General features: G+C 61.1%; 24 protein-coding genes. 11 read left to right on the plus strand and 13 right to left on the minus strand.

Translation table 11 applies throughout. The features are described from left to right. Positions 1 to 74: 74 nt before the first annotated feature. Positions 75 to 929 (plus strand): LysR family transcriptional regulator, encoded by an 855-nt coding sequence (locus tag MST27_RS07555; RefSeq protein ID WP_243605376.1) that lies wholly within the window; start codon positions 75 to 77, stop codon positions 927 to 929. Positions 930 to 1,017: 88 nt separating this feature from the next. Here the strand turns inward: MST27_RS07555 and MST27_RS07560 are convergent, their stop codons facing one another. From MST27_RS07560 to MST27_RS07570, 3 genes are read right to left on the minus strand one after another with little or no spacing between them, the layout of a single operon-like run. Beyond that, positions 1,018 to 1,767, minus strand: a complete 750-nt coding sequence (locus tag MST27_RS07560; RefSeq protein ID WP_161612397.1) for an aspartate/glutamate racemase family protein — start codon at positions 1,765 to 1,767, stop codon at positions 1,018 to 1,020. After that, positions 1,764 to 3,182: an amidase gene (locus MST27_RS07565; protein WP_243605377.1), complete on the minus strand. Its 1,419-nt coding sequence runs from the start codon at positions 3,180 to 3,182 to the stop codon at positions 1,764 to 1,766. Before MST27_RS07565 ends, MST27_RS07560 begins: the two co-directional genes overlap by 4 nt. A 4-nt stretch (positions 3,183 to 3,186) precedes the next feature. Next, positions 3,187 to 4,035: a GntR family transcriptional regulator gene (locus tag MST27_RS07570; RefSeq protein WP_161612399.1), complete on the minus strand. Its 849-nt coding sequence runs from the start codon at positions 4,033 to 4,035 to the stop codon at positions 3,187 to 3,189. A 232-nt stretch (positions 4,036 to 4,267) separates the two neighbouring features. Between MST27_RS07570 and MST27_RS07575 the strand changes: the two genes are divergently transcribed. From MST27_RS07575 to MST27_RS07615, 9 genes are read left to right on the plus strand one after another with little or no spacing between them, the layout of a single operon-like run. Further along, on the plus strand, positions 4,268 to 5,308 hold the full coding sequence (locus MST27_RS07575; protein ID WP_243605378.1) for an ABC transporter substrate-binding protein: 1,041 nt from the start codon (positions 4,268 to 4,270) through the stop codon (positions 5,306 to 5,308). Positions 5,309 to 5,321: 13 nt separating this feature from the next. Then, positions 5,322 to 6,143 carry an ABC transporter permease gene (locus MST27_RS07580; RefSeq protein WP_161612401.1) on the plus strand — a complete coding sequence of 274 codons (822 nt, stop codon included), beginning with the start codon at positions 5,322 to 5,324 and terminating at the stop codon, positions 6,141 to 6,143. A 5-nt stretch (positions 6,144 to 6,148) separates the two neighbouring features. After that, positions 6,149 to 6,919, plus strand: coding sequence for an ABC transporter ATP-binding protein (locus MST27_RS07585; protein ID WP_161612402.1), 771 nt, complete (start codon positions 6,149 to 6,151; stop codon positions 6,917 to 6,919). A 1-nt stretch (position 6,920) separates the two neighbouring features. Further along, positions 6,921 to 7,928: an NAD-dependent epimerase/dehydratase family protein gene (locus tag MST27_RS07590; protein ID WP_161612403.1), complete on the plus strand. Its 1,008-nt coding sequence runs from the start codon at positions 6,921 to 6,923 to the stop codon at positions 7,926 to 7,928. Next, on the plus strand, positions 7,921 to 8,724 hold the full coding sequence (locus MST27_RS07595; RefSeq protein ID WP_202634137.1) for an SDR family NAD(P)-dependent oxidoreductase: 804 nt from the start codon (positions 7,921 to 7,923) through the stop codon (positions 8,722 to 8,724). The genes MST27_RS07590 and MST27_RS07595 overlap by 8 nt, the downstream gene beginning before the upstream one ends. Further along, positions 8,724 to 10,085, plus strand: coding sequence for an amidohydrolase family protein (locus tag MST27_RS07600; RefSeq protein ID WP_161612404.1), 1,362 nt, complete (start codon positions 8,724 to 8,726; stop codon positions 10,083 to 10,085). Before MST27_RS07595 ends, MST27_RS07600 begins: the two co-directional genes overlap by 1 nt. Continuing rightward, the gene (locus tag MST27_RS07605; protein WP_161612405.1) at positions 10,082 to 10,807 is read left to right on the plus strand and encodes a maleate cis-trans isomerase family protein; all 726 of its coding nucleotides are present in this window, start codon (positions 10,082 to 10,084) and stop codon (positions 10,805 to 10,807) included. Before MST27_RS07600 ends, MST27_RS07605 begins: the two co-directional genes overlap by 4 nt. Position 10,808: 1 nt before the next feature. Further along, on the plus strand, positions 10,809 to 12,248 hold the full coding sequence (gene hydA / locus MST27_RS07610) for a dihydropyrimidinase (RefSeq protein ID WP_243605379.1): 1,440 nt from the start codon (positions 10,809 to 10,811) through the stop codon (positions 12,246 to 12,248). After that, positions 12,245 to 12,997 (plus strand): 2-keto-4-pentenoate hydratase, encoded by a 753-nt coding sequence (locus tag MST27_RS07615; RefSeq protein WP_243605380.1) that lies wholly within the window; start codon positions 12,245 to 12,247, stop codon positions 12,995 to 12,997. The genes hydA and MST27_RS07615 overlap by 4 nt, the downstream gene beginning before the upstream one ends. Before the next feature lie 192 nt (positions 12,998 to 13,189). Here the strand turns inward: MST27_RS07615 and MST27_RS07620 are convergent, their stop codons facing one another. The 7 genes from MST27_RS07620 to phnC all read right to left on the minus strand — a co-directional run bounded on the left by MST27_RS07620 (position 13,190) and on the right by phnC (position 19,439). Continuing rightward, the gene (locus tag MST27_RS07620) at positions 13,190 to 13,663 is read right to left on the minus strand and encodes a hypothetical protein (protein ID WP_243605381.1); all 474 of its coding nucleotides are present in this window, start codon (positions 13,661 to 13,663) and stop codon (positions 13,190 to 13,192) included. 165 nt (positions 13,664 to 13,828) lie between these two features. Further along, positions 13,829 to 14,809, minus strand: coding sequence for an IS5-like element ISPst5 family transposase (locus MST27_RS07625; protein ID WP_243605382.1), 981 nt, complete (start codon positions 14,807 to 14,809; stop codon positions 13,829 to 13,831). 224 nt (positions 14,810 to 15,033) lie between these two features. Beyond that, positions 15,034 to 15,903, minus strand: coding sequence for a LysR family transcriptional regulator (locus MST27_RS07630; protein WP_223920439.1), 870 nt, complete (start codon positions 15,901 to 15,903; stop codon positions 15,034 to 15,036). Beyond that, positions 15,897 to 16,907 (minus strand): phosphonate dehydrogenase PtxD, encoded by a 1,011-nt coding sequence (gene ptxD, locus MST27_RS07635; RefSeq protein ID WP_003152798.1) that lies wholly within the window; start codon positions 16,905 to 16,907, stop codon positions 15,897 to 15,899. The genes MST27_RS07630 and ptxD overlap by 7 nt, the downstream gene beginning before the upstream one ends. A gap of 8 nt (positions 16,908 to 16,915) precedes the next feature. Then, a complete protein-coding gene (gene phnE, locus MST27_RS07640) occupies positions 16,916 to 17,743 on the minus strand; it encodes a phosphonate ABC transporter, permease protein PhnE (protein ID WP_003298907.1) in 828 nt (275 codons plus the stop codon). Positions 17,744 to 17,751: 8 nt separating this feature from the next. After that, complete coding sequence (phnD, locus tag MST27_RS07645; RefSeq protein ID WP_243605383.1) at positions 17,752 to 18,615, minus strand: phosphate/phosphite/phosphonate ABC transporter substrate-binding protein; 864 nt, start codon at positions 18,613 to 18,615, stop codon at positions 17,752 to 17,754. Beyond that, positions 18,612 to 19,439, minus strand: a complete 828-nt coding sequence (gene phnC, locus MST27_RS07650; protein ID WP_003117867.1) for a phosphonate ABC transporter ATP-binding protein — start codon at positions 19,437 to 19,439, stop codon at positions 18,612 to 18,614. Before phnC ends, phnD begins: the two co-directional genes overlap by 4 nt. Positions 19,440 to 20,033: 594 nt before the next feature. Here phnC and MST27_RS07655 point away from each other — a divergent pair. Then, positions 20,034 to 20,417 carry a VOC family protein gene (locus tag MST27_RS07655; protein ID WP_231098776.1) on the plus strand — a complete coding sequence of 128 codons (384 nt, stop codon included), beginning with the start codon at positions 20,034 to 20,036 and terminating at the stop codon, positions 20,415 to 20,417. Positions 20,418 to 20,840: 423 nt separating this feature from the next. Here MST27_RS07655 and MST27_RS22410 read toward each other — a convergent pair whose 3' ends face one another. From MST27_RS22410 to MST27_RS07665, 3 genes are all read right to left on the minus strand, one after another. Beyond that, a complete protein-coding gene (locus tag MST27_RS22410) occupies positions 20,841 to 20,969 on the minus strand; it encodes a hypothetical protein (RefSeq protein ID WP_255342263.1) in 129 nt (42 codons plus the stop codon). 68 nt (positions 20,970 to 21,037) lie between these two features. Beyond that, entirely contained in the window at positions 21,038 to 21,700 is a 663-nt protein-coding gene (locus MST27_RS07660) for a hypothetical protein (RefSeq protein ID WP_020309260.1), read from the minus strand. 12 nt (positions 21,701 to 21,712) lie between these two features. Then, positions 21,713 to 22,450 (minus strand): HupE/UreJ family protein, encoded by a 738-nt coding sequence (locus MST27_RS07665; protein WP_023083080.1) that lies wholly within the window; start codon positions 22,448 to 22,450, stop codon positions 21,713 to 21,715. Positions 22,451 to 22,851 lie beyond the last annotated feature (401 nt).

Here is a 22,851-nt window from a genome sequence, read left to right on the forward strand (position 1 = left end):
TGAAGTCAGGCTTCACATGCTCTTTGATAAAACTGATACTGACTATATAGCACCCATCGGTTTTATCTATACATATGCGCTACTCACCAGAGTCCCTAATTGCTTTCGTGGAGGCCGCCGCACTGGGTTCGTTCTCCGCCGCGGCTCGGAAACTCAAGAAAAGCCAATCGACCATCAGCATCGCAATCGCCAACCTAGAGGCGGATATCGGGTGCACTTTATTTGATCGAGGTGGCCGTCACCCTGTGCTCAATGACGCAGGTCGGCTGGTACTGATCAAAGTCGAGGCAATCCTCGCCGAGAGTGAGCGATTGGACGCACTGGGAGTTCGCTTGGCGGGTCAGGTGGAGCCTCTGCTCTCCGTGGTCATGACGGATATCTACAACTTCGTTTTCTACAGCGAAATCATGGCCGGCTTCGATGCCAAGTTCCCTGATACAGAGCTTCGCTGTGGCCCCTCCGAGGATGCGGATGTAATCCATATGCTCCAGCGGGAGCAGGTGCACATTGGAATCCTTGCCTCGCAACCTGAGTACCCACCAGATGTAGCTGTGGCACGACTTCCTGTCAGAGCGGAGTTCGGTGTGTATGTCAGCGTGAATCATCGCCTGGCAAGCATTTCAGACGTTCGTGCCAAGCACCTTAAACCGGAGCGTCAGCTCTGTATTCGTACCTATGCGCCTAGCGCTCAGCGAAGCCGAGGACAGGCATGGTCAGCCCCTGACTACCTCACACTCATGGAGTTTGCAGGGCGTGGATTCGGATGGGCAGAACTGCCTGTGGCTATGGTCGACAGGTTCGGGAATGGATTAGTAGAACTCAAAATCCCTGGCTACCCACGACGCGTGGATATCGACGTTGCTTGGTCTCGCCGTACCCCGCTAGGGCCGGCTGGACAGTGGCTGGTTGAGCAGATGCTGATTCGCTGAAGGGGTTGCCACGTCAGGCAAGTTTGAACGGCTGCTATTGGCCGGTCGTGACCAGCAGCTCTTCAAGGGAAGCGAACCACAGCCCAGATCAGGCGTTCTGATAGTTCAATAAGGTAACGATCGCCGATTGCAGGCCAGCATTATCCTTAATCGGCTGGCGCGCGAAGCTCCCTTGCCTAGCAATGCCAGGCTTCAACCGCACGAGTAATTCAGCTTGGCAGACCCCGCTCGATACCCCATCTACGACAGGAACCGGCAACTGGCCGACCAGACTACGTGCCAAACCCGCCAGGGGCGCGCCCGCTAGGATCAGCACGTCTGCACCGTCCTCCGAGACTGCCTGCCTGCAGAGTTCTAGCAAACGGGCGGCATGGTCAACTTGGACGGTCCCTGGATCGCTTAGGGGATCGTTCAGGTGGCGGATGCATGCCAGGCGTGACAACAGCCCGTACTGGTCGACGCACTCGCGGTACCACGCGGTGATGCGGTGGGAGATGGCGATGATGCCGATGCGCTGGCCAAGCTGGGCCGCCGTCATCAGGGCCGCCTCGGTCATCCCGACGACGGGTACGTCCAGCGCCTCCTTCAGCGCCTGCAGGCCTGGATCGCCAAAGGCCGCGACGAGCAAGGCATCGTATTCGCCAAGCCGCTCACCGGCGATGGTGGCCACGGCGTGCGCCCCTAGTAGGGCTTCGAAGCGCGTCTCGATGTAGGCCACGCCGGCAGCGGCCGTAGCCATCGTAATCACCGTGTCGGGGGCCGCTACGCGCCGGGCTTCCGCCTCGATCAGATCTGTGACGCTCCGGGAAATGTTCGGATTGACGATCAACAGTTTCATGCCTGCTCCAACGTGTCGGGCATCTGGGAGAAGCCGAGGGGTGCCATTTCCAGGGCTAGTGTGTCCTCGACGAACGCTCCCAGGCGGAGCACGTCGTCATCGTGAAAGCGTGGCCCTACGATTTGCAACCCCAGCGGCAATCCCTGCGCGCCCACCCCACAGGGGACCGACAGCGCGGGAACGCCAGCCTGGTTGAACAGCGGAGTGAAGACCGCATGACCACGCGGGCCGGCCGGCCGGCCGCCAATGGTCGGAGGCCCGAGCAAATCCAGTGACCAAGGCTCGACCGGGACGGTCGGGCACAACAGCAGGTCCACCGTTTCGAACAGGGTCGCCGTGTTGCGGACGATGGCGTCCCGCAGCGCGGCCAGCGCCACCATCCGCGTCGCAGGTACCGCAAAGCCGGCTTCGATCTGCTCGGCGATGGCCGGATCGAAGCGGGTCGGATCGGAGCGGTAAGCCTCACCGAAATGCGCGGCGAGTTCCGCATGCTGCGCTTCCAACAGCGGGGCGGCGGGCACCCCCTGCGGCCAGCGGGGCGCGAACGGCCGTAGCTGCAGGCCGGCCGATTGCAATCGACTCACTGTCTGCTCGAACAGCGCGGCAACATCCGCATCGACGGTATAGCCCAGCCCAAGGTCGAGACTGTAACCGATGCGCAAGGTTTCGAGCGGGCGGGCCGCCACCGTTGGCATGGGCGTGGAGAAGCGGTCCGCCGAGTGCACGCCGGTGAGCACGTCGAGCATCAGTGAGACGTCGGTGACACGTCGTCCCAATTGGGCGATCACATTCAGTTCGCGCCCGATGACGGGAAAGCCCCAAGGATCGGCGATCCGGCCAGCGCTCGGTTTGAAACCCACGACACCGCAGTGTGCCGCGGGCCGACGCGAGGAGCCACCGGCGTCGGTGGCCAGGGCTAACATTCCCAGTCCGGCGGCCACTGCTGCGGCGGCGCCACCGGATGAGCCGCCAGGCGTGCGGTTCAGGTCCCAAGGGTTGCAGGTCGCGCCATATACGCGGTTGTCGGTCACCCCCTTGCAGGCGAATTCCGAACAGTTGCTCACGCCCACCAGCAGGGCGCCGGCCTGCCGCAGGCGGGCAACGGCCCAGCTGTCACGCGGCGCACGGTGGTTGCGGTAGAGCCAGGACCCACAGGTGCTGATCTGCCCTTGCAGCCACAGATTATCCTTGATAGTGACCGGAACGCCGGCAAGCGGCAGATCTTCACCAGCGGCGCAGCGCGCGTCGATAAGCGCTGCTTGGAGCCGTACGTCTGTGGCATCCACTTGCACAAGTGCGTTAAGTGACGGATTCAACGCAGCGATCCGTGCCAGTTGGCGCTCGGCAATCGCGACGGCGCGAGTCTCGCCGGAGCGGACCCGCGCCGCCAGTTTCAATGCGCTTGGTGTGCTCACCGGCTCAACCGAATATCGCTTCGAGGTCCACTTCGGTGTCCTCGGGCAGCGAAAGATCTAGCGTGGCCTCGATGTGATCGAGGTGTCCGATCATCAGCGCAATGGCTTTCTCAATATTGCCTTCTTCCATCGCCGCGATGATGTCGGTGTGCTCATGGTTCGGGCAGGCCGGGACGTTGGGCGAGTCGTAGAGCAGGATGATCAGGCAAGTCAACGATGACAGTTCACGCATCAGTTTGATCAGCGGTGGGCTGGCGACCATTTCGGCGATCAGCAAGTGGAACTCTCCAGATAGTCTGATCACTGCGCGCTTGTCACCGCGCTCCCTGGCGTCGCGCTCTTCGGCGACATGTGCATGCAGCTTCTGGAAGTCCTCGTCGGTGCCCTTGTCTACCAGGCTGCGAATCAGCGCTGGCTCCATGATTCGGCGCGCCTGAAAGATGTGCCGGGCCTCTTCCACCGACGGGCTGGCAACAAAGGCGCCACGGTTCGGAATGGTGGTCACCACCCCTTCATAGGCCAGCCGGGACAGCACCTCGCGGATCCGGGTCCGATTCACGTGGAACACGCTGGCGAGCTTCTCCTCGACTAGCTTGGTTCCGGGAATCAGGCGGTGCTCCATCACGGCAGCCAGGATTCGCTCGTATATTGCGTCCAGTTTGTCATTCGTTCCCAGTATCTGTCCGGCGCTGCGCGCTTTGCGCGAGCGTGAAGGTTCTTTCTCGGTCAACACATCGATTCCTTGCACCTGCCCTTCGCCTGTTACATCGGCGAAGAGGATTGTCACAAAAAATTGAGTAATTGTGCAAACTTGCACCGCTGGGGAACATTTCTCTGCAACTTGCACCTTCATCGCGCATGAGGTGTCCGCGCTTCACCTCACATGTACGCCTCCCAGCCAGCCAGATCGCAGCGGTCGAGATCATATATCGACGTGCCGCAATGCCCTGAATACCGGCGCTGCAGCAAGATCGCGAATGGTCCGTGCCAAGCCTGACCCGGAAGTTTCCACAATGGTGGCATAGCGGTTGCAAACGTTTTGCCACAACGAGACATAATTTTTGTGACAATCACGGAGCCTCGACATGCGACCCATCCACTCGTCCTATGCTGTACTCAAGCGCGCTGCCGGCGCCCTGCTGGCGCCATTGATGTTTACTGCCGCCCTGTCCCCTGCTCTGAGCCAAGCGCAGGAAGCCGAACCGATCAAGCTGGGCTACGCCAAGTGCGCCCACTGCACGCCGCTGTCGCTCACTCCGCAAAACACCACGGGCGTGAAACTAGACGCTATCTCTTTCAACACCGGCAACGACGTGCTCACGGCCCTGCTTTCCAAAAGCATTGATGTAGCGCAGGTCACCTATCTGCACTACGCCACCGCACTCGACAAGGGCTTCGACATCGTGGGGATTTCTGGCCAGATCAATGGCGGGTCCCAGATTCTCGTGGGCAACGACCTGGCCGTCGAGCCGGGTGACTGGGAAGGCCTGAAGCGCGTGATCGCGCAATACAAAGACGAAGGCAAGCCCTTCCGGGTCGCGGCTTCCCGTGGCAATGCGCAGGACATCCATATGCGAGGCGCGTTCCTGACCCATGGCATCGATATCAACAAGGATGTGCAGTTCATCAATATCCCCAACCCGTCCGACCATGTACAGGCGCTGCGCCGAGGCGAAGTCGAGCTGATCACGTCGGTCGATCCGTTCGCCACCCAAATCCGGGAAGTGAAGGCCGCCAAATTCTTCGATTTTCCATATGAGCAGGCCGCTGGAAAACTGACCAACCTGATCGTCACCCGCTCGGACGTGATCAAGAACAACCCGAAAGGCGTTGAGGAGGCCGTACGCGCCATCGTTAAGGTCAACGAGATGATGGCCGACGACAAACCGCTCTTCGTCGACACCATTCAGAAGGTCACAGGCCTCGACAATGCCATCGCCACCGGCGCGGTCGACAACCTGTATCCCGACTACAGGATGTACCGCGAGTCCGCCGTGGCCATCGCCGAGATGATGCGCGACCTGAAGTACATCAACACGGACGTCACCGAGGCGGTCGAGAAGAACCTCGACTACAGCTTCCTGGAAAAAGTGACCGGCAAGTCCAAGACCGACCTCGGCTATTGATTCAGGACCCGTGATGTCTTCTTCACTCTCGCAACGCCTCTATAAAAGGATCGAGCGCTTCATAGTGCCGGTCCTGCTCCTCGCCGGCTGGGAGACCTTCTCCCGCTCAGGCATCCTGCCGCCCGCGCTGTTGCCGGCCCCGTCCCAGGTCATGCTGGCCTGGGCGGACTGGATCTTCTCCACGGACGGCAACACCCAGAGCTATTCCGGGCGCTGGCTGTCCGATATTGCGGCGAGTTCCGGCCGGGTGTTCGCCGGGTTTCTGATCGCAACGGTACTGGGCGTTGGCATCGGCATGGCCATCGGCTGGTCGCGCCAGGTCGAAGCGCTGATCGAGCCGACGCTGCAGACGCTGCGACCGATCCCACCGGTGTCCTGGATCCCGCTGGCGATCATCTGGTTCGGCATCGCCGACAAGCCTGCCATCTTCCTGGTGTTCATGGGCTCGTTCTTCCCGGTATTGCTCAGCACCATTCACGGCGTGAAGACCTGCGACCGCAACCTGCTGCGCGCCGGCGCCATGACTGGCGGCACGCCGTCGAAGCTGCTGCGCCACATCGTGTTCCCTGCCGCCTTGCCGAGCATCTTCTCCGGTCTGCGCATCGCCATCGGCTCGGCCTGGATGCTCACCGTGACGGCCGAAATGGTCGCGGTGAAAAGTGGGGTCGGCTATGTGCTGTGGGATTCGTACTACTTCCTGCGCTACGACATCGTCATCGCCTCGATGGTGAGCATCGGCCTGCTCGGTTTCCTCAGCGACTACGTAATCAAGTACATCGCCGGTCGTGTCCTGCGCTGGCAGCGCGGCTCCACCCTGCAAGCGAAGGAAGGATGAAGACCATGGCTCTGATTACCATCGACAACGTGTCCCGCGTGTTCGAAGACAGCCAGCGCAAGCAGGTCGTCACCGCGTTGGATAACGTCAGCATTCAGGTCAAGCGCAACGAGTTCCTCTGCTTGCTCGGTCCGAGCGGCTGCGGCAAGTCCACCCTGCTCAACATGATCGCTGGCTTCGACAAGCCGTCGTCCGGTACCGTCACCGTTGGCGGTCAGGTCATCACCGAGCCGGGAGCCGACCGAGGCGTCGTGTTCCAGCAGGCCAACCTGATGCCATGGCTGTCCGTCTGGGAAAACGTCGCCTTCCACCTGAAGATGCGCGGCGCCAGCAAGGCCGACCGGCGCGAAAAGGCTCAGCGCTACATCGAGATGGTGGGCCTGAGAGGCTTCGAGAATCACTTCCCGAGCGAGCTTTCCGGCGGCATGAACCAGCGCGTCGGTATCGCCCGTGCGCTATTGATGAATCCGGAAGTGATCCTGATGGACGAGCCGTTCGGTGCGCTGGATGAGCAGACCAAGATGGACATGCACGGTGAGCTGATCCGCATCTGGCGCGAAAGCCAGAGCACCATCGTGTTCGTCACCCACGGCATCGATGAGTCACTGGCGCTCGGCACCCACGTCGCCGTGATGTCGGCTCGGCCGGGACGAATCCGCGAGCTTCTGCCCATCGAGCTCGAGCGGCCACGCGACCCGACCAGCGCTGCGTTCAACGACTACAAACGCCACATCCTCTCGTTGTTGCGCCCGGAAACGGTGAAGGAATCGGCCTGAGATGACCACGCTGATCACTGGAAGCAGTGGCTTCGTAGGCCTTGCGCTCGCCGAGCACCTGCTAGCGACGGGCGAGACGGTAATCGGTTTCGATCGTTCACCGCCGACCGAAGCCGCCAACCGCGCGTTCGCAGCGTTACCCGGTCGGTTCGTGTCCACCATCGGTGACGTACGGGACGTCGATGCACTGCGTGCCGAGATGAGCCAGCACCGCCCGCAGCGCGTCGTTACGCTGGCCGCGATCACTGCCGACGAGGCGCGCGAGCGGCATGCCGCGCAGACGATCTTTGAGGTCAACGTCGGCGGTGTGCTTGCTGCACTCAACGCGGCCGCCGATACGGGGGTCGAGCGTGTACTGCATGCCAGCTCCGGTTCCGTATACGGACGAAGCGGGCGTTCGCCGGTGGCGCTACGCGAAGACGACACCCCGCTGTTGCCGGAAGGCCTCTACGGCATGTCCAAGCGTGCCGCCGAAGAGGCCGCCATGCGGCTGGCGTCCATACGAGGCCTGCCACTGGTGGTTGGCCGTCTGGGCACCTGCTTCGGCCCTTGGGAGGCGGACACCGGCGTACGGGACACACTGAGTCCGCCACTGCAGGTTCTGGTACGCACCCGAGACGGCGAAACGGCCATCCTTCCCCGTGCTGGCCGACGCGACTGGCTGTACGTACGCGACGTAGCGGCTGCCATGGCCACGCTGCTGGATCAACCAAGCTGGGCCTATCCGCTCTACAACCTGGCGGCCGGATTCGAATGGAGCCTGGCCGACTGGTGCGCCTGCATCGCGGCTCGCTATCCGGACTTCAGCTGGCGCCTGGCCGAATCGGGCGAACGGGCCAACATTGACTATTTCGCTGACTACGACCGCGCCTCCATGTCGATCCAGCGGCTCCTTGGCAACAGCACCTTCCGGCCCCGCTTCGGGCTGACCGAGGCGGAAGCGGACTACCACCATTGGATCAGGGAGCACGGCACCGATCTATCCGGCGCCAGAGCACACCATGACTGAGCACATCCCGTTTCCCTCCGCCCGGTTCGACATGAGCGGCAAGGTCTGCATCGTCACCGGCGCAGCCTCCGGCATTGGCCGTGCCATTGCCCGGCAGCTGGCTGCCAATGGCGCCGACGTGGTGATCGCCGACGTGACGACCGAAGTCATCGAAGGTGGCGATCCGACAGCCGAGCTCATCGCCCGCGACGGCAACAGCGCCACCTTCTTCCGCACCGATGTCGCCGATACCGCTCAGGTCGACGCGCTCGTGGCGCAGACCGTGGCACGTTTCGGCCGCCTGGACGTGCTGATCAACAATGCCTGCATTCGCCATGCACGGCCGCTGCTGGAGCTCGACGAAGCCGACTGGCAGCGCCTGCTGGACGTCAACCTGACCGGCGTCTACCGCTGCTGCCGCGCCGCCGTGCGTCAAATGGTGAAGCAGCCCCCCGTCAATGAGGTGCGCGGCCGGCTTATCAACCTGTCGTCCCAGCACGGCCTGATCGCCGCGCCCGGAGACCTGGGCTACGGCACCACCAAAGCGGCGATCGACTACATGACCCGGCAGATCGCCACGGACTACGCGGCCGACCTCGTGGTCTGCAATGCCGTGGCGCCGGGCAAGATCCAGACAGGTGCGGGCGGCCGTGCGGTGGCCTCGGACGTGCTTGCTCGTGCGTCCAGCCGCACTCCCTGGCCTCGCCTGGGGCGCCCTGAAGATATCGCTTTGGCTGTGCTGTTCCTCGCCAGTGACCACTCGACTTTCATGACCGGCACCACCCTGATGGTGGACGGCGGATGGATGGCTGCCTGATGACCGACGACATGCTCGACCTGCTGATCACCGATGCGACATTGCTGCTGGCTGGCGGCGTCGCGCGCACGACCAATCTGGGTATCCGTGGCAAGCAGATAGCCTTCATCGGCGACGAACGCCCGGCAGCGGCTCGGACCCTCGCCTTGCCCGGCCGGGTCGTCACCCCTGGCTTCGTCAACACCCATTACCACGCTGGCCTGAATTTCGTCCGGGGTGTGGCGCCCGATTGCGGTTTTGCCCCGTCCTACACGCCGGGCCTGCCCCAGGCGTCCTGGCTGAACGAGGACGAAGCACTCGCCCTGTCGCGCCTCGGTGCGCTGGAAGCGCTGCGCGCCGGCTGCACCACGTTGGTGGACAGTTTCGTCCACGCCGAAGCTACCGTTGCCGGCATGGCAGAAACCGGTGTGCGCCTGTTCGCCAGCCAGCGCCTGGCGGATGTCGATTTCGCCTCGGTGCTGGAAGGCGACCGTCGCTTCGATCGCGCCCGTGGCGAGCGGCAATTGGAGCGCGCCGCCGCGTTCGTCGAACGCTGGGCTGGGCAGGCCGATGGCCGTATCCAGGTGCACCTGACCGCCCACGCACCGGATACCTGTTCGGTCGAGTTCCTGCGTGAGATTGCTGCCCTCGCCGAGCGGCACGATCTACCCATCAGCACCCACCTCGCGCAGAGTCAGGACGAGGTGGACTGGGTCCGCGCACGGCACGACCGTTCCCCCGTGGAGCTGCTGGATGAGCTGGGCCTGTTGAACGACCGCCTGCTGGCTGGCCACTGCATTCACGTCGACGAGGCAGATATCGCGCGGCTCGGCCGCAGCGGCGCGCACGTGGTACATATCCCGGTGGGCAATGCAATGTCCGGGCGGATCGCGCCGACCCGCCGTCTGATTGATGCCGGCGCGCCGATCTGCCTCGCCACCGACACCATGCACGGCGACATGATCGAGGTGATGCGCTGGACCCTGGCCATCGGCCGTCTGCAAGCCGGCTTCGTGGCAGACGACTGGCAGCCTCGTGACGTTTTCGCCATGGGCACCGGCAACGGCGCCACCGCCCTGGGCTGGGCGGATCGCCTTGGCCTGGTCGCCGTGGGCATGCTCGCCGACCTCGCCATCCTCGATTTTCGTCAGCTGCACCTCACGCCCTGCATCGACCCGCTGGGCAGCCTGATCCACAACGCCACCGCTGCCGACGTGGAAAGCGTTCTTGTCAACGGCGAGCTGGTCATCGACCAGGGCCGCGCCACCCGTGTCGACGATGCTGCAATACGCGCCGAGGCCGACCGCGTCTGTCAGGCCCTGTGGAAGCGCTGCCCGAAGCCGCTCCGTCCCTATCCGTCCGTCGCTGGAACTCCCCGATGAGCCAACGTATCCGCCTGGGCATCCTCACGCCCTCTTCAAATACCTCGCTCGAGCCGCTGACCCAACGGCTGGTCTCCGGCCTGCCGGAAGTCAGCGTGCACTTCGCGCGGTTTTCCGTGACCCAGATCGCCCTCAGTCCCGACGCGCTCGGGCAGTTCCAGCAGACACGCATCTTGGATGCCGCGAAGCTGCTCGCCGACGCCCATGTCGATGCGATCGGTTGGAGCGGTACCTCCGCCGGCTGGCTGGGGTTCGATCAGGATGAAGCGCTGTGCGCGGCCATCACCGAGGCCACCGGCGTGCCCTCCAGCACATCCGTCCTTGCGTTGAACAAAGCGCTGGAGGCTTTCGGCATCAGGCGGCTGGGGCTGGTTTCCCCGTACCTTGCCGACGTGCAAAGCAGGATCATCGCCAACTACGCCACGGTCGGCATCGACGCCCGCGCCGAAAGTCATCTGGGGATCCAAGAAAACTTCGCCTTCGCCCTGGTCGATGACGCCACGCTGGACCGCCAGGTCGCGGACGTGGTCGCGGCCGGCGCGCAGGCAATCACCACCTTTTGCACCAATCTCTATGCCGCTCACAGGGTCGCCCACTGGGAAGCCGAACACGGCGTCCCGGTGTTCGACACCGTGACCACGGTGATCTGGGACATGCTGCGCCACGCTGGGGTGGATACCCGTCGCATCACCGGCTGGGGCCGGCTACTTCAGGAAGCCTGACATGCAACCATTCGATACCGTCATTCGTAACGCCCGCGTGGTCACGGCCGCGGACACCTTCACCAGCGACATCGGCATCCGTGACGGGCGCATCGCCGCGCTGGGCTTCGACCTGCCGGCCGGTGCCCGCGAAATCGATGCGAAAGGACGTCACGTCACACCCGGTGGCATCGACAGCCATGTACATCTTGACCAGCCCACTGGTGATGGCTCGGTCATGGCCGATGACTTTCTTAGCGGCACCGTTTCGGCAGCCTGCGGCGGAACCACAACGGTGATTCCGTTCGCCTGTCAGGAAAAGGGCAAGAGCCTGCGCGCCGCCGTGGAGGACTATCACGGCCGTGCTGGGGAGAAGCCGGTGATCGACTATGCCTTCCACCTGATCGTCACCGACCCGACACCCGAGGTCCTTCGCGACGAACTGCCGGCCCTGATTGCCGAGGGCTACACCTCGTTCAAGATCTACATGACTTACGACGCACTCAAGCTCAGCGACCGTGAAATCCTCGACACCTTGTCGGTCGCTCGCCGTGAGGGCGCGATGGTGATGCTGCATGCCGAGAACGCCGACTGCATCGCCTGGCTCACCGAGCGTCTGCTTGCCGCCGGGCACACGGCGCCCCGCTACCACGCCACGTCGAGACCGATGCTGGTGGAGCGCGAAGCGACCCATCGCGCCATTGCTCTGGCGGAACTGGTGGACGTACCGATCCTGATCGTCCACGTTTCCGGCCGCGAGGCTGTCGAACAGATTCGCTGGGCGCAAAGCAACGGCCTCAAGGTTTACGCCGAGACCTGCCCGCAGTATCTGTTCCTCACCGCCGACTCGTTGGGTTGCGACGACAGCTTCGAGGGTGCCAAGTGCATCTGCAGCCCGCCACCACGGGACAAGGCCAACCAGCAGGTCATCTGGGACGGGCTGGAGAACGGCTCGTTCGAGGTGTTCTCCTCGGACCACGCGCCGTTCCGCTACGACGGCCCGGGCGGCAAGAAAGCGCATGGCGAGCAAGTGTCGTTCGACCAGGTCGCCAACGGCATTCCCGGAGTCGAGACGCGCATGGCCCTGCTCTGGTCCGAGGGCGTACGTACCGGGCGAATCACGCCCCAAAGCTTCGTCGCCCTCACATCGACCAACGCCGCCAAGCTCTACGGTCTTTATCCGCGCAAGGGCAGCATTGCCATCGGTTCGGATGCGGACCTGGTGATCTGGGACGAAGGGCAAACCTTCCACCTGGACAATGACCGCCTGCACCACAATGTGGACTACACCCCTTATGCCGGCATGCATCTGAGCGCCTGGCCAGCGATGACGCTGTCCCGGGGTGACGTCGTATGGGACGGCGAACAGCCACGCGGCGACGCAGGCCGTGGTCAGTTCCTGCCCTGTGCCCGGCCCGAGCCGGCCAAGCCGCGCCGCCGGCAGACCGAGATCCCGATGTGAGCGAGGCTCACATCGACGCCGTTGCCAAGCGCTTGATAACCGCCTGGCGCACGGGCCAGCGCCAGCCTCTCAGCGGGCTGGCTTTGCCCGACACCGCCGCGGCCTACGCTGTACAACGCCGGGTCGGTCATGCCCTAGGTTGGTTCGACGGCGCGCGTCCGGCCGCCTGGAAACTTGGGGGCTCCCCTGGCGGCATGATCAGCGCGGCGGCGGTCCAGGCTACTGCGATCCATCGATCAGGCTGGCACGTACCGCCCGGTTACGTCACCGCACTCGGTATCGAGGGTGAGCTCGTTGTCCGTCTAGGGCGGGATCTTCCCAACGCCCCTGATCTGACCGAAATCCGCTTCGCGATTGATGCGTGGTTACCAGCGATTGAACTCTGCGACACACGTCTGGAAGGCGGAATAGATGCCGATCCGTTGCTTCGACTTGCCGACCAACAGCTCAACCGCGCTCTCATTCTTGGCGATGCCGTACAGCTATTGGATCTGCCAAATTGGTCACACCAAACCGCGAAACTATGGGTTGATAGCCACGAAGTAGTCAACGCTAAAGGCTCGCATCCTTTTCTCGATCCACTGTCGTCTCTGCCGTGGCTAGCGCGACACGCTGCAGCGCAAGGCACGCCTTTGCGCGGCGGCGACCTTATTGCTACAGGCAGTTGGACTGGTATTTATTGGGCTGATCCGGGACAGACGATCACTTTCGGTCTGGCTGGAGTTGGAGAGGTCAGGCTGAACGTCTGATCCGTCCGGTGCCGCTATGGTTTCTGGTCTTGTTTCGGGCTTGGAATGACTAAATCGTCGAGGCAAAGACGGACCGCGAAATAGATGAATCGTTTATCTGCCGAATGCTGAGTGGCGGCAATCGGCCAATATGAGTCACTCGACTCCCGTATCTCACGCTGCTTTCAGACTTGGATTGGTCGGGCTCGATATTCATGTACGGTGGGTGCGACTCTTGACCACCGTTTGCTGGACTATCCGGCGATTAATCTTCTCTTTCCATGCTAATTGGCTGGGTGACAGCTTTCGGCTGCGCATGGTTTGAAGGAGGAAGATGTACTCCTTTTCTCCATATAGATAGCCCATCTTCCACGCATGCTCAATCAAGTCATGATTGGCATTTGCCTTGAGGTCACTAGCTATTCGCTTGAGGCCCTCAAACAGGTTGCCGGTGTTGATCTGGAGGAAGCGATTGATACAGACGTTGCCGACATACGTTTGATTACCGTTCAGGCTGTTCCTGATATAGCAGTGCTCTTTGATGTCCTGCCCACAGGGGCATTGATCGAACTCCTCGGTTACCTCGATAGTTACCAGACTCCATTCTCGGCGCGCTACCTCAAAGTCGTCCGAAACGGAATGCATCAAGATGTGGGCTTTTAGCCTTTCGAAATTGTGTCCGTCCATCACATCGTCTCCCGTCCTAGGGATGGTCTGAAGTAGTCAGGTATTTCTGGCTGACTCCAGCCCTTGCCGATTTCAAAACGGTGATTCGGCTAAAAAACGATCAAATCATCCCCTCTTTCCGGATTTATAGCCGGCGCGAGCACCTCGCGCCGGCCATTTCCCGCTTTACAGACGCACCTCTCCTGCATTCGTCAGCAAATGTCGGCGCGCCATCCACAGGTTCGACAGCGCGAACAGTGTCACCAACTGCGCGGTGTTCTTCGCCAGGCCACGGAAGCGTGTCTTCACGTAGCCGAATTGGCGCTTGATCACCCGGAACGGGTGCTCGACTTTGGCGCGCACCTGGGCCTTGGATTTCTCGATCTTGCGCTTGGCTTTGTACAGCGCACTGCGCTTACTCAGCTTCTTGTACGTACTGCGGCGGGCCGCAATCTGCCAGATCACCTCCCGGCCTTCATGTTCCGGGCGTTTCTCTACGCCGGTGTAACCCGCGTCGGCGCCGACCATGTTTTCCTTTCCATGCAGCAGTTTGTCGACCTGGGTAACGTCAGCAACGTTGGCTGCCGTCCCCACCACGCTGTGCACCAGGCCAGACTCGGCATCCGCGCCGATGTGGGCCTTCATGCCGAAGTAATACTGATTGCCCTTCTTGGTCTGGTGCATTTGCGGGTCACGCTTACCGTCCTTGTTCTTGGTCGAACTCGGCGCATGGATCAGCGTGGCATCGACGATGGTGCCCTGGCGCAGCGACAGGCCCCGATCGCCCAGGTAACCATTGATCACCGCCAGAATCCCGGCCGCCAACTCGTGCTTCTCCAGCAGGCGACGGAAATTGAGGATGGTGGTTTCGTCGGGAATACGCTCTAGGTTCAGCCCGGCAAACTGGCGCAAGATTGTGGTCTCGTACAGCGCCTCCTCCATCGCTGGATCGCTGTAGCCGAACCAGTTCTGCATCAAATGTACGCGCAGCATCGCCATCAGCTGATACGCCGGACGACCACCTTCACCCTTGGGGTAGTGCGGCTCGATCAGGGCAATCAAACCCTTGCACGGCACCACCTGATCCATCTCGATCAGGAACAACTCTTTGCGGGTCTGCTTGCGCTTGCCGGCGTACTCGGCGTCGGCGAAGGTCATTTGCTTCATCGGAGAACTCGGCGGGTGGAGTCCGGACNTTTGCGGGTCTGCTTGCGCTTGCCGGCGTACTCGGCGTCGGCGAAGGTCATTTGCTTCATCGGAGAACTCGGCGGGTGGAGTCCGGACATTTTGCCAAAATCAGGAAGTCTTCTTCAGAGTTTCCCTAAGCCGTGTTTCAGCAACCTTCTCTCTAGGCTGACAAGCCAAGCGCTGGATCGCAACCATCCATCACCTTATCCAGCTAGATCTGCCTCTTCCAATAAGTGCCGCACAAATCCCGGCGGGTGCAGATTTCCGGGCGGTTTGCGCCAGATCAGTTGGAGACGCTTTTCAAGCCCCGGGATGGGAAGAGCTACCAGCGCGCCACTGCGAACTTCGTCTTGTACTGCGGAAGCCATCACCAACGACACGCCGAGTCCCGCCCTGACTGCTTGTTTGACTGCCTCGGTGCTGCCTAGCTGCATACCGCTGCGAGGCACGCCCAGCTCGCCAAAGTATTCGGTCAGAAGCCGTCCGGTACCGCTACCCGGTTCACCTCCCAGCATCGGCAGGTCCACCAGACGATCGCGTTCTATGCACCCTGCTTCAGCCAGCGGATGGTCGGGGCTGACGATAAGTACCAGCGGCTCGACCCGCCAGAGGCGGTGTTCGAAGTCGGGGTGAGGTAGCCACCATTCCATGATCGCGGCGTCGAGCTGGCCCGCCAGTAGCTGGTCGGCCACATCCGGGTTGGCGGCGATGCGCAGATCCACCTCGCCCCTCTCATTTGCGGTCGTCAGATAGCTGCGCACGAATGGCTGGAGAAGGTAGGTGCCGATGTTGGAGCTGGCCCCGACGCGCTCACTATTTCCATGCAGGGCTTCTAGCGCCCGGGCGTGCATGTCGAGCAAGGCGGTCGCATGCGGCATGAAGGCCAGCGCACGTGTGGTAGGCTGGCAGCCGCTACGACTGCGCTGCACCAGCGTTACGCCGACCTGCTCTTCAAGCTTCTGCAAGTGCTGCGACACCGTCGGCTGGGCCAGCCCCAACGCCCTCGCCGCGCTCTGAAAACTGCCTGTTTGAACGATCGCTACCAGGCTCTTCAGCCAGACCGGATTCAACATGCGGCAGGCTCGGCCTGGGGCAGACGGTTCGCAGCGTTGATTGGGCGCGCACCTGCCAACGCCTGGATGATGCTCTGCGCTGCACAACGTTCAATCTCCAGGCGCACCGCGCGCACTGCCGACCCTATGTGCGGAGTGAAGAGCGTATTCGGATGCGCGAGCAGCGCAGGATCGATCAGCCGCGGCCGGTCCGCGCGAGCCCAGTCTTCCATTTCGAATACATCCGCCGCATACCCGCCGAGCTGGCCTCGCTCAAGCGCCGCGAGCACGGCGGCTTCATCCACTACCGAACCACGACAGGGGTTTACAAGCAGAGCGCCCGGCCGTACGAGGGCAAGCAGCTCGGCGTTGACCAGATGCTCAGTATCGGCATTCAAGGGAAGCGCCAGCAGGATGAAGTCCGAGCTGGCGAAGAGTTCGCTGCACGCCACCTGGCGCAGGCCGAGCCGTTGCTCGGTTTGTGTATCCAGAGCCTTCGCCTCGTGGTACTGCAGGGTCGCGCCCCATCCCTGCAAGCGCTCAGCCATGGCCTGTCCGATGGCGCCCATGCCAAGGATGCCGACCGTCGCGTTATCCAGCCCCGTGCCGTAGAACTGTGGTTGCCAGCCCTGGAACTCGCCAGAGCGGACGAACGCATCTGCTGCGCGCAGATGCCGCCCCAGCCCCACCGCCAGTCCGATCGCCAGCTCGGCAGTCGGGACCGTCAACAGATCAGGCACGAAGGTCAACCAGACCCCGCGGGCAGTACAGGCGTCCACATCGAAATTGTCGAAGCCCTTGAGCGCGCAGCCGACCACACGCAGCTCGGGGCAGGCTTGGAGAAATTCTGCATCGACCCGATCGGGCATGAACGCCATCATCGCCTGAGCATCGCGGCAGCGGCGCAGAATTTCCTCGCGCGTCAGCGTGCTGTCGCTCTGGTTGGTCATCAGCTCGCAATGTGGCGCCAGCAGTTGCAGGATCTCATCGTGTACTCGGTGAGTTATAACGAGTTTCGGCAGCATGGTTTGTCCTATTTGAAACGTTTGCGCAGCACGCCACTGAAGGCGTCTACTAGCGTGACCATGGCCAGGATGACCAGCAGGATTGCTGCAACCTCCTGGTACTGCATGATGCGCAGCGAGCCCATGAGTTCGAAGCCGATACCGCCGGCGCCAACCATGCCCATCACGGTGGAGGCGCGAAAGTTGTATTCCCAGCGGTAGATCGCCACGTCGGCGAACTGCGGAGTCACCTGTGGCAAAACCGCGTGCAGCAGCACTTGCATCGGCGTAGCCCCCGCCGCCCGAGCGGCTTCCACCGGCGCTTCGTCGACGTGCTCGATGGCCTCGGCGAAGAACTTGCCGACCATGCCGATCGAATGCAGACCCAGGGCAAGCACGCCCGGCAAGGCGCCGAACCCTACGGCTGCAACGAAGATGATGCCCATGATCAGCTCCGGCACCGACCGCAGGGCATTGAGCAGCACCCGGGCAACACCGAACACAAGGGGGTGCGGCGCCGTATTGCGCGCTGCAACGAAGGCCACCACCAGCGAGAACACCACTGCGATGGCCGTGCCGGCGATGCTCATCGCCAGCGTGTCGATCAACGGGCGAATCCAGCTTCGATAGCCCGAAAAGTCTGGCGGCATGGCCTCGCCTGCCAGGGTCGCGATGGAGGGCAGCCCGTTCAGCAGCGTGGTGGCATCGAGCAGCCCCACGTACCAGCAGGCCAACAGCACCACTCCGAGTACAATTGCCACCTGCCCCAGCTGGCGCCACCAACCGAGGCCGAAGCCTCGAAGGATGTGCTCGCGTTGCTCTGCAGGCAGCGCCTGCACGTCATGATGAGTAGACATATCGGTGCTCACATCTTGGCGAAGTCGAGGCCGAGCAGCGATCCCATGTTGCGAATCACATCGTAGTCGGCGTCAGTGATTGGCGCGAAGGCCTCGGCTTTGAAGTTGCGCAGCACTTCGGGATCGTCGATACCGACGAATACATCCCGCACCTTGGTTTTCAGCTCGGGGCTCAGGTTCGAGCGCATCGCCCAGGGGTATTGGGGATATTCGCCGCTGTAACCAAGTACTTTCACCTTGCTCGGATCGATTAGGCCACGTTCGGCTACTTGATTGAAAATTACCTCCGACAGCCCACCCGCATCGGCGTTTCCGTTCGCCACGTTGACGGCAACGGCGTCATGCGTGCCCACAAAATGTTGTTCGTAGTCCTGCCCACCCGTCAGCTCGGCCGTCTCAAGAAGCACGGTTTTGGGAATCAGATGGCTGGACGTCGATGCCCGGTCACCATAGGCCATCTTCTTGCCCTTAAGGTCGGCATACTCATTCACGCCTGACGCCACATTGGCGATAATCACTGAGCGATAGGTCGGCTTGCCGTCGATGACCATGGCAGCGAAGGGCTCGATGTCGCTTTTGCTTTTGGCCATGACGTAGGACAGCGGACCGAAATACGCCAGGTCGATACGGCCAAAGCGCATCGCCTCAATCATCGAGGAATAGTCGGTGGTTACGATCAGCTGCACCTTCTTGTCCAGATGCTCTTCCAGATAATCCTTCAGCGGCTGGTTTCGCTTGATCAACTCCGAGGCGTTTTCGTCCGGCAGCAGCGCAACCTTTAGCACATCCGGATCGGCATCGGCCGCTACGGCGGACAGACTTGAAACAGCGGACAGCAAACAGGTCAATAAGAGAGCGGATAAGCGTTTCATCGGGACATCTCCAGTGAAGGTGCGAGCATGACAGGGGTTTCAGCCGGAGCAGTTGCTGGCTGAGTCGTAGAGCGGCCTGCATAGATGCGCTCAAGCTGCGCATCGGTGAGTTCCGAGGGCGCGGCATCGAAAACGATCTGAGAATCGGCCAGCCCGACGACGCGATCGGCGAAGCGGCGGGCATATTCGAGTTGATGCAGCGAAACGATGGCGGTGATGCCGTCTTCCTTGCAGATGTCGCGCAGCAGTCCGAGAACACGGACCGAAGTGGCCGGGTCGAGACTGGCTACCGGCTCATCGGCAAGAATGATCGCGGGCTGTTGCGCTAGCGCACGCGCGATGCCTACCCGCTGCTGCTGGCCACCGGACAGTTTGTCCACCCGGCTTAGCGCCTTGTCTGCCAGACCGACCCGAGCGAGGCAACTGAGCGCAATCTCCTGATCGGCACGCGGCAGAGGAAACAGCGAGCGGAGCGTGTTGTGAAAGGCCAGCCGACCGGTAAGCACATTAGCCAGTGCGCTTTGACGTTCGATTAGCTGGTGGTGCTGAAAGATCATGGCGGTACGCCGACGATGCTGACGCAAGGCCGAGCCGCTGCCGAGCTCACCGAGCTCGCTGGTGACACTGCCGCGAGTGGGCGTGACGAGTCGATTGAGGCTACGGAGCAAGGTCGACTTGCCTGCGCCCGAGAGACCAAGCAGCACGGTGAACTCACCACGCCGAAATGCAATCGAGGTATCGCGTAGGGCTGTCACGCCGCCTGGGTAGACGACGCTCAACCGGTCGACCCGCAGCACGGCGTCCTGTATCGGATGGGGCGTCATTTGATCACCTTTCGCAATATTGCTGGCCGCACAATTGCGGTTCGCGATGCAAAGGGTAGAAATTCCTTGTTAACGCACTGCTTCTAAATGATGACATTTCGATGAATGCTTCGAATCTGCCGTAGCGGGGCGGCAAGCGAAGCCGTGGAAGAACGGGCGCAACGTAGCGTCTTTCTTCACGCGGGATACAGGAGGCTTTGATTGATACTGCTGCGGATTCGCTACAGTAACGTTGGGCCAGAACGTAATGCCATCCAAGCAAGAGAGCGCACACTAGCGGACTATAGGAGACATTCTACTCTTGCCCGTCGATTGACCCAGGCCGTTATGTGGCTGGTCGAAACCTTCAGGTGCCGCCCAACTAGATGTCTGTTGTCGCGCCCAGCTTAATGCTAGCGCAAGCCGCTTATTCTTCTAGCAACGCCGCGCTAGTCTTGAATGATGTTTCCTCAGTAGACTGATCATGCGCGGTATCTGCTTCGATGCCTTGAAGAGAACGCCTTCGGCTAAATGTCATATGACCAGCGCTTTTTACACTTCGGTTATTACTCCTTTTTTCAGCGAGATTGGGAGGGAAGGATGATTGCATATACAATGGTCGGAACGACCGATCTGAACCGTTCAGCGCGTTTCTACGAACCTATATTCTCAGCAATGGGGTTGGAAATTTCGTGGAGGGACGAGCGATCGGTTGCTTGGGGAGTTCCGGGCAACCGGACCCCCACCTTTCACGCTTGTCTTCCTTATAACCAAGAGGAAGCACGCCCCGGCAATGGAACCATGACGGCGTTACTCACGGAGAGCCCAGCGCTAATAGGGCGACTCTTTGAACTCGCGCTTGAGAACGGAGGTACTGACGAAGGCTCTCCTGGCCCCAGACCTGAGTACGGAACGGGATTCTACGCAGCCTATGTTCGTGATCCTGACGGCAACAAGTTGGCCTTTGTCTATTTCGACGATAACCAGTGTGGCGGTTAGCGTTACCACTAAGTCTTGGTCGCCTCTATATAGATGAATCATTTATATGAACAAGCGACCAAACAAACATGTATTAGCTACTCAAGATAGCAATCCGATATATCCTGCACTTAGTGACCAAATCGTCTTAGCTCCTTTTGACCCCTTCGGCGATATTCGCTGGCATGCCCCGGCTGGCGTCACCCCGGTAAATCTCATGCCGTTTCTGGTTCGGGGTCGACTCGGAACGCTTCGTTAGCTGAACGATGCCACTTGATACGCTACCGGCCAGTACGAGGAGTTACAGTACTAGACGACCGCTTTCGGCCAAAAGCAGCCACTTAACAGATCTTAGATATGATGTGGCCGGCGCCTAAAACTTACCAATTGTTACGTGCAAGCGATTAGCGAGTCATTGCACGTAACAAGACAACTTTCCGCCTCTTAGTCGTGAGAATGACCGTGACTTTCGACTTCAGCTTGCGTCTCCGGCTCGCTGCCGCCACATGCCGACAGCAGACCTAGTAAACAAACCAGCAGCAGGGAGCGGCTCAGCGTAATTGAATTCGTCATGATGTATTCCTTCAATATCGATCAGGGATGTAAAAGCCCCGGCGCCCATGACGCTGGGGCTATTTCTCTTAGATAACGCGTTTGACGCTCAGGTACTCACCCTTGGTCTTGAGCGTAATCGTCACGTCACGGTTGCTACGGTTTCGCCAGAACCAGCCGTGGGTGCCGTCGAAAATGGCAGTGAATTCGCCTTTATCACCTTTGACCTGCTTGGCCTTGCTGTAGCTGTGGTAATAGCCCTTCGGGCCGTTATAGGGCTCGCCATGGGTGTCGTGATTGACCGGAACGCCATCGGTTGCCCACTCGTAGCTGACCGTGGCCTTGTCCAGCATCTCCAGCTTAATTTCACTGGCCTCGCCCGGCTTCAGCGTGACAGTCACTTCATCGGACTTCAGGGCGGGCTGCGGCTCTGCAACCGGCTCAGCCACAGTTGCTGCCGCAACTTGCTCCTGAGGCGCCACCTGACTAGACGCGGGGGCTTGTACGACCGGGGCCGCTGCTGGCGGGACAGCTGCATCCGCAGCCGCTTCTTCGGCGAGAATTTCTTTCATTTCACCCATCTGAGTCAGGCCAAGTACACGGCCGACGCCCGTGGGGTCGATGGCATATTCAGAAGGCATCACTACGGTGACCAGTAACGCTGCGGCAACACCCACGGCGATCACAGTGGAGCGCAGCAGCTGGCGGCTGGTTGGCAATTCACACTGGGTTGGAAGCTTGGTATTGAACATGCTGAGAATTCCTTACTGAGAGACGATCAGGCCGGTGAGCTGGTAACCCATCAAGAGGAAACCGGCGCTCATCATGGCGACGTTAGCGGTGTAGGCATGGCGCCAGAAGCTGGCGGTTCGTCGCCAGTAGCCCATGACGATCAAAATGGCGCTCAGCGCCAGTAGCTGGCCAATTTCGACTCCGACGTTGAAGGCGATTAGGTTGGCGACCAGGCCATCCGCGGAGATCTCGTACTCCTGGATTTTGGTTGCCAGGCCGAAGCCATGCAGCAAACCGAAAATCAACGTGGCCGCTTTGGTGTTCGGCTGGTGGCCGAACCAGCGCTGGAAGGCGCCCAGGTTATCCAGGGCCTTGTACACCACCGAGAAACCGATGATGGCGTCGATCACATAGGAGCTGATGGTGATTTCCGCCAATACACCGAGCAGCAGCGTCACGGTGTGGCCCACGGCGAACAGGGTGACGTAGAGCCCCACGTCTTTCAGGCGGTAGAGAAAGAAGATCACCCCAAAGAGAAACAACAGATGGTCGTAGCCGGTGATCATGTGCTTGGCGCCCATGTAGATGAACGGCAGCACCATCACCCCGGAGCTTTCCTGGATAAAGCCCTTGTCGCCCTCGGCAACAGCGTGGGCCAGCGCGTCAGGCATGCCGAGAAATAGCAATGCGGTGAACAAGAGCAGCAGTATTAGCGAGCGGTTTGGGCGCGCGGAAAATGCGCCCATATCGCACATGGATAGCGAATGCATAGTTGAGTCCTACGTGACAGTGGTATTGGCCGCATAGCGGCCGTTGTCAGAGTGCGAATCTTGGGCGTGGTGGCCGCTCGATCAGGAAGATCGGACTGGGAGGGATGACGTAGCGCGTGGCTTCTATCGGCTGCGGACGCTCTGGCAGCGTACTGACGGTGAGAAGCGTACTCAGGTATGGCGTTTCGTGCACGTGGTCGGCGGTAAGCGTGGAGTGGTAGTGATCCGCGCATCTGGCACAGACCGAAATACCCGTGCTTTGGGAATGAGCATGAGCATGGTCCCCGCCGTTCCACCCACCTTGGCTCACCCCAGGGCCAAGTGCGGCGCTATGCCCGGCCCATGCCATTAGCATGACGAGGGCAAGGACAAACGTTAACTGAGCGCTGACCGGTTTACTG

Source organism: Stutzerimonas marianensis, assembly GCF_022810315.1.
Lineage (GTDB): Bacteria > Pseudomonadota > Gammaproteobacteria > Pseudomonadales > Pseudomonadaceae > Stutzerimonas > Stutzerimonas marianensis.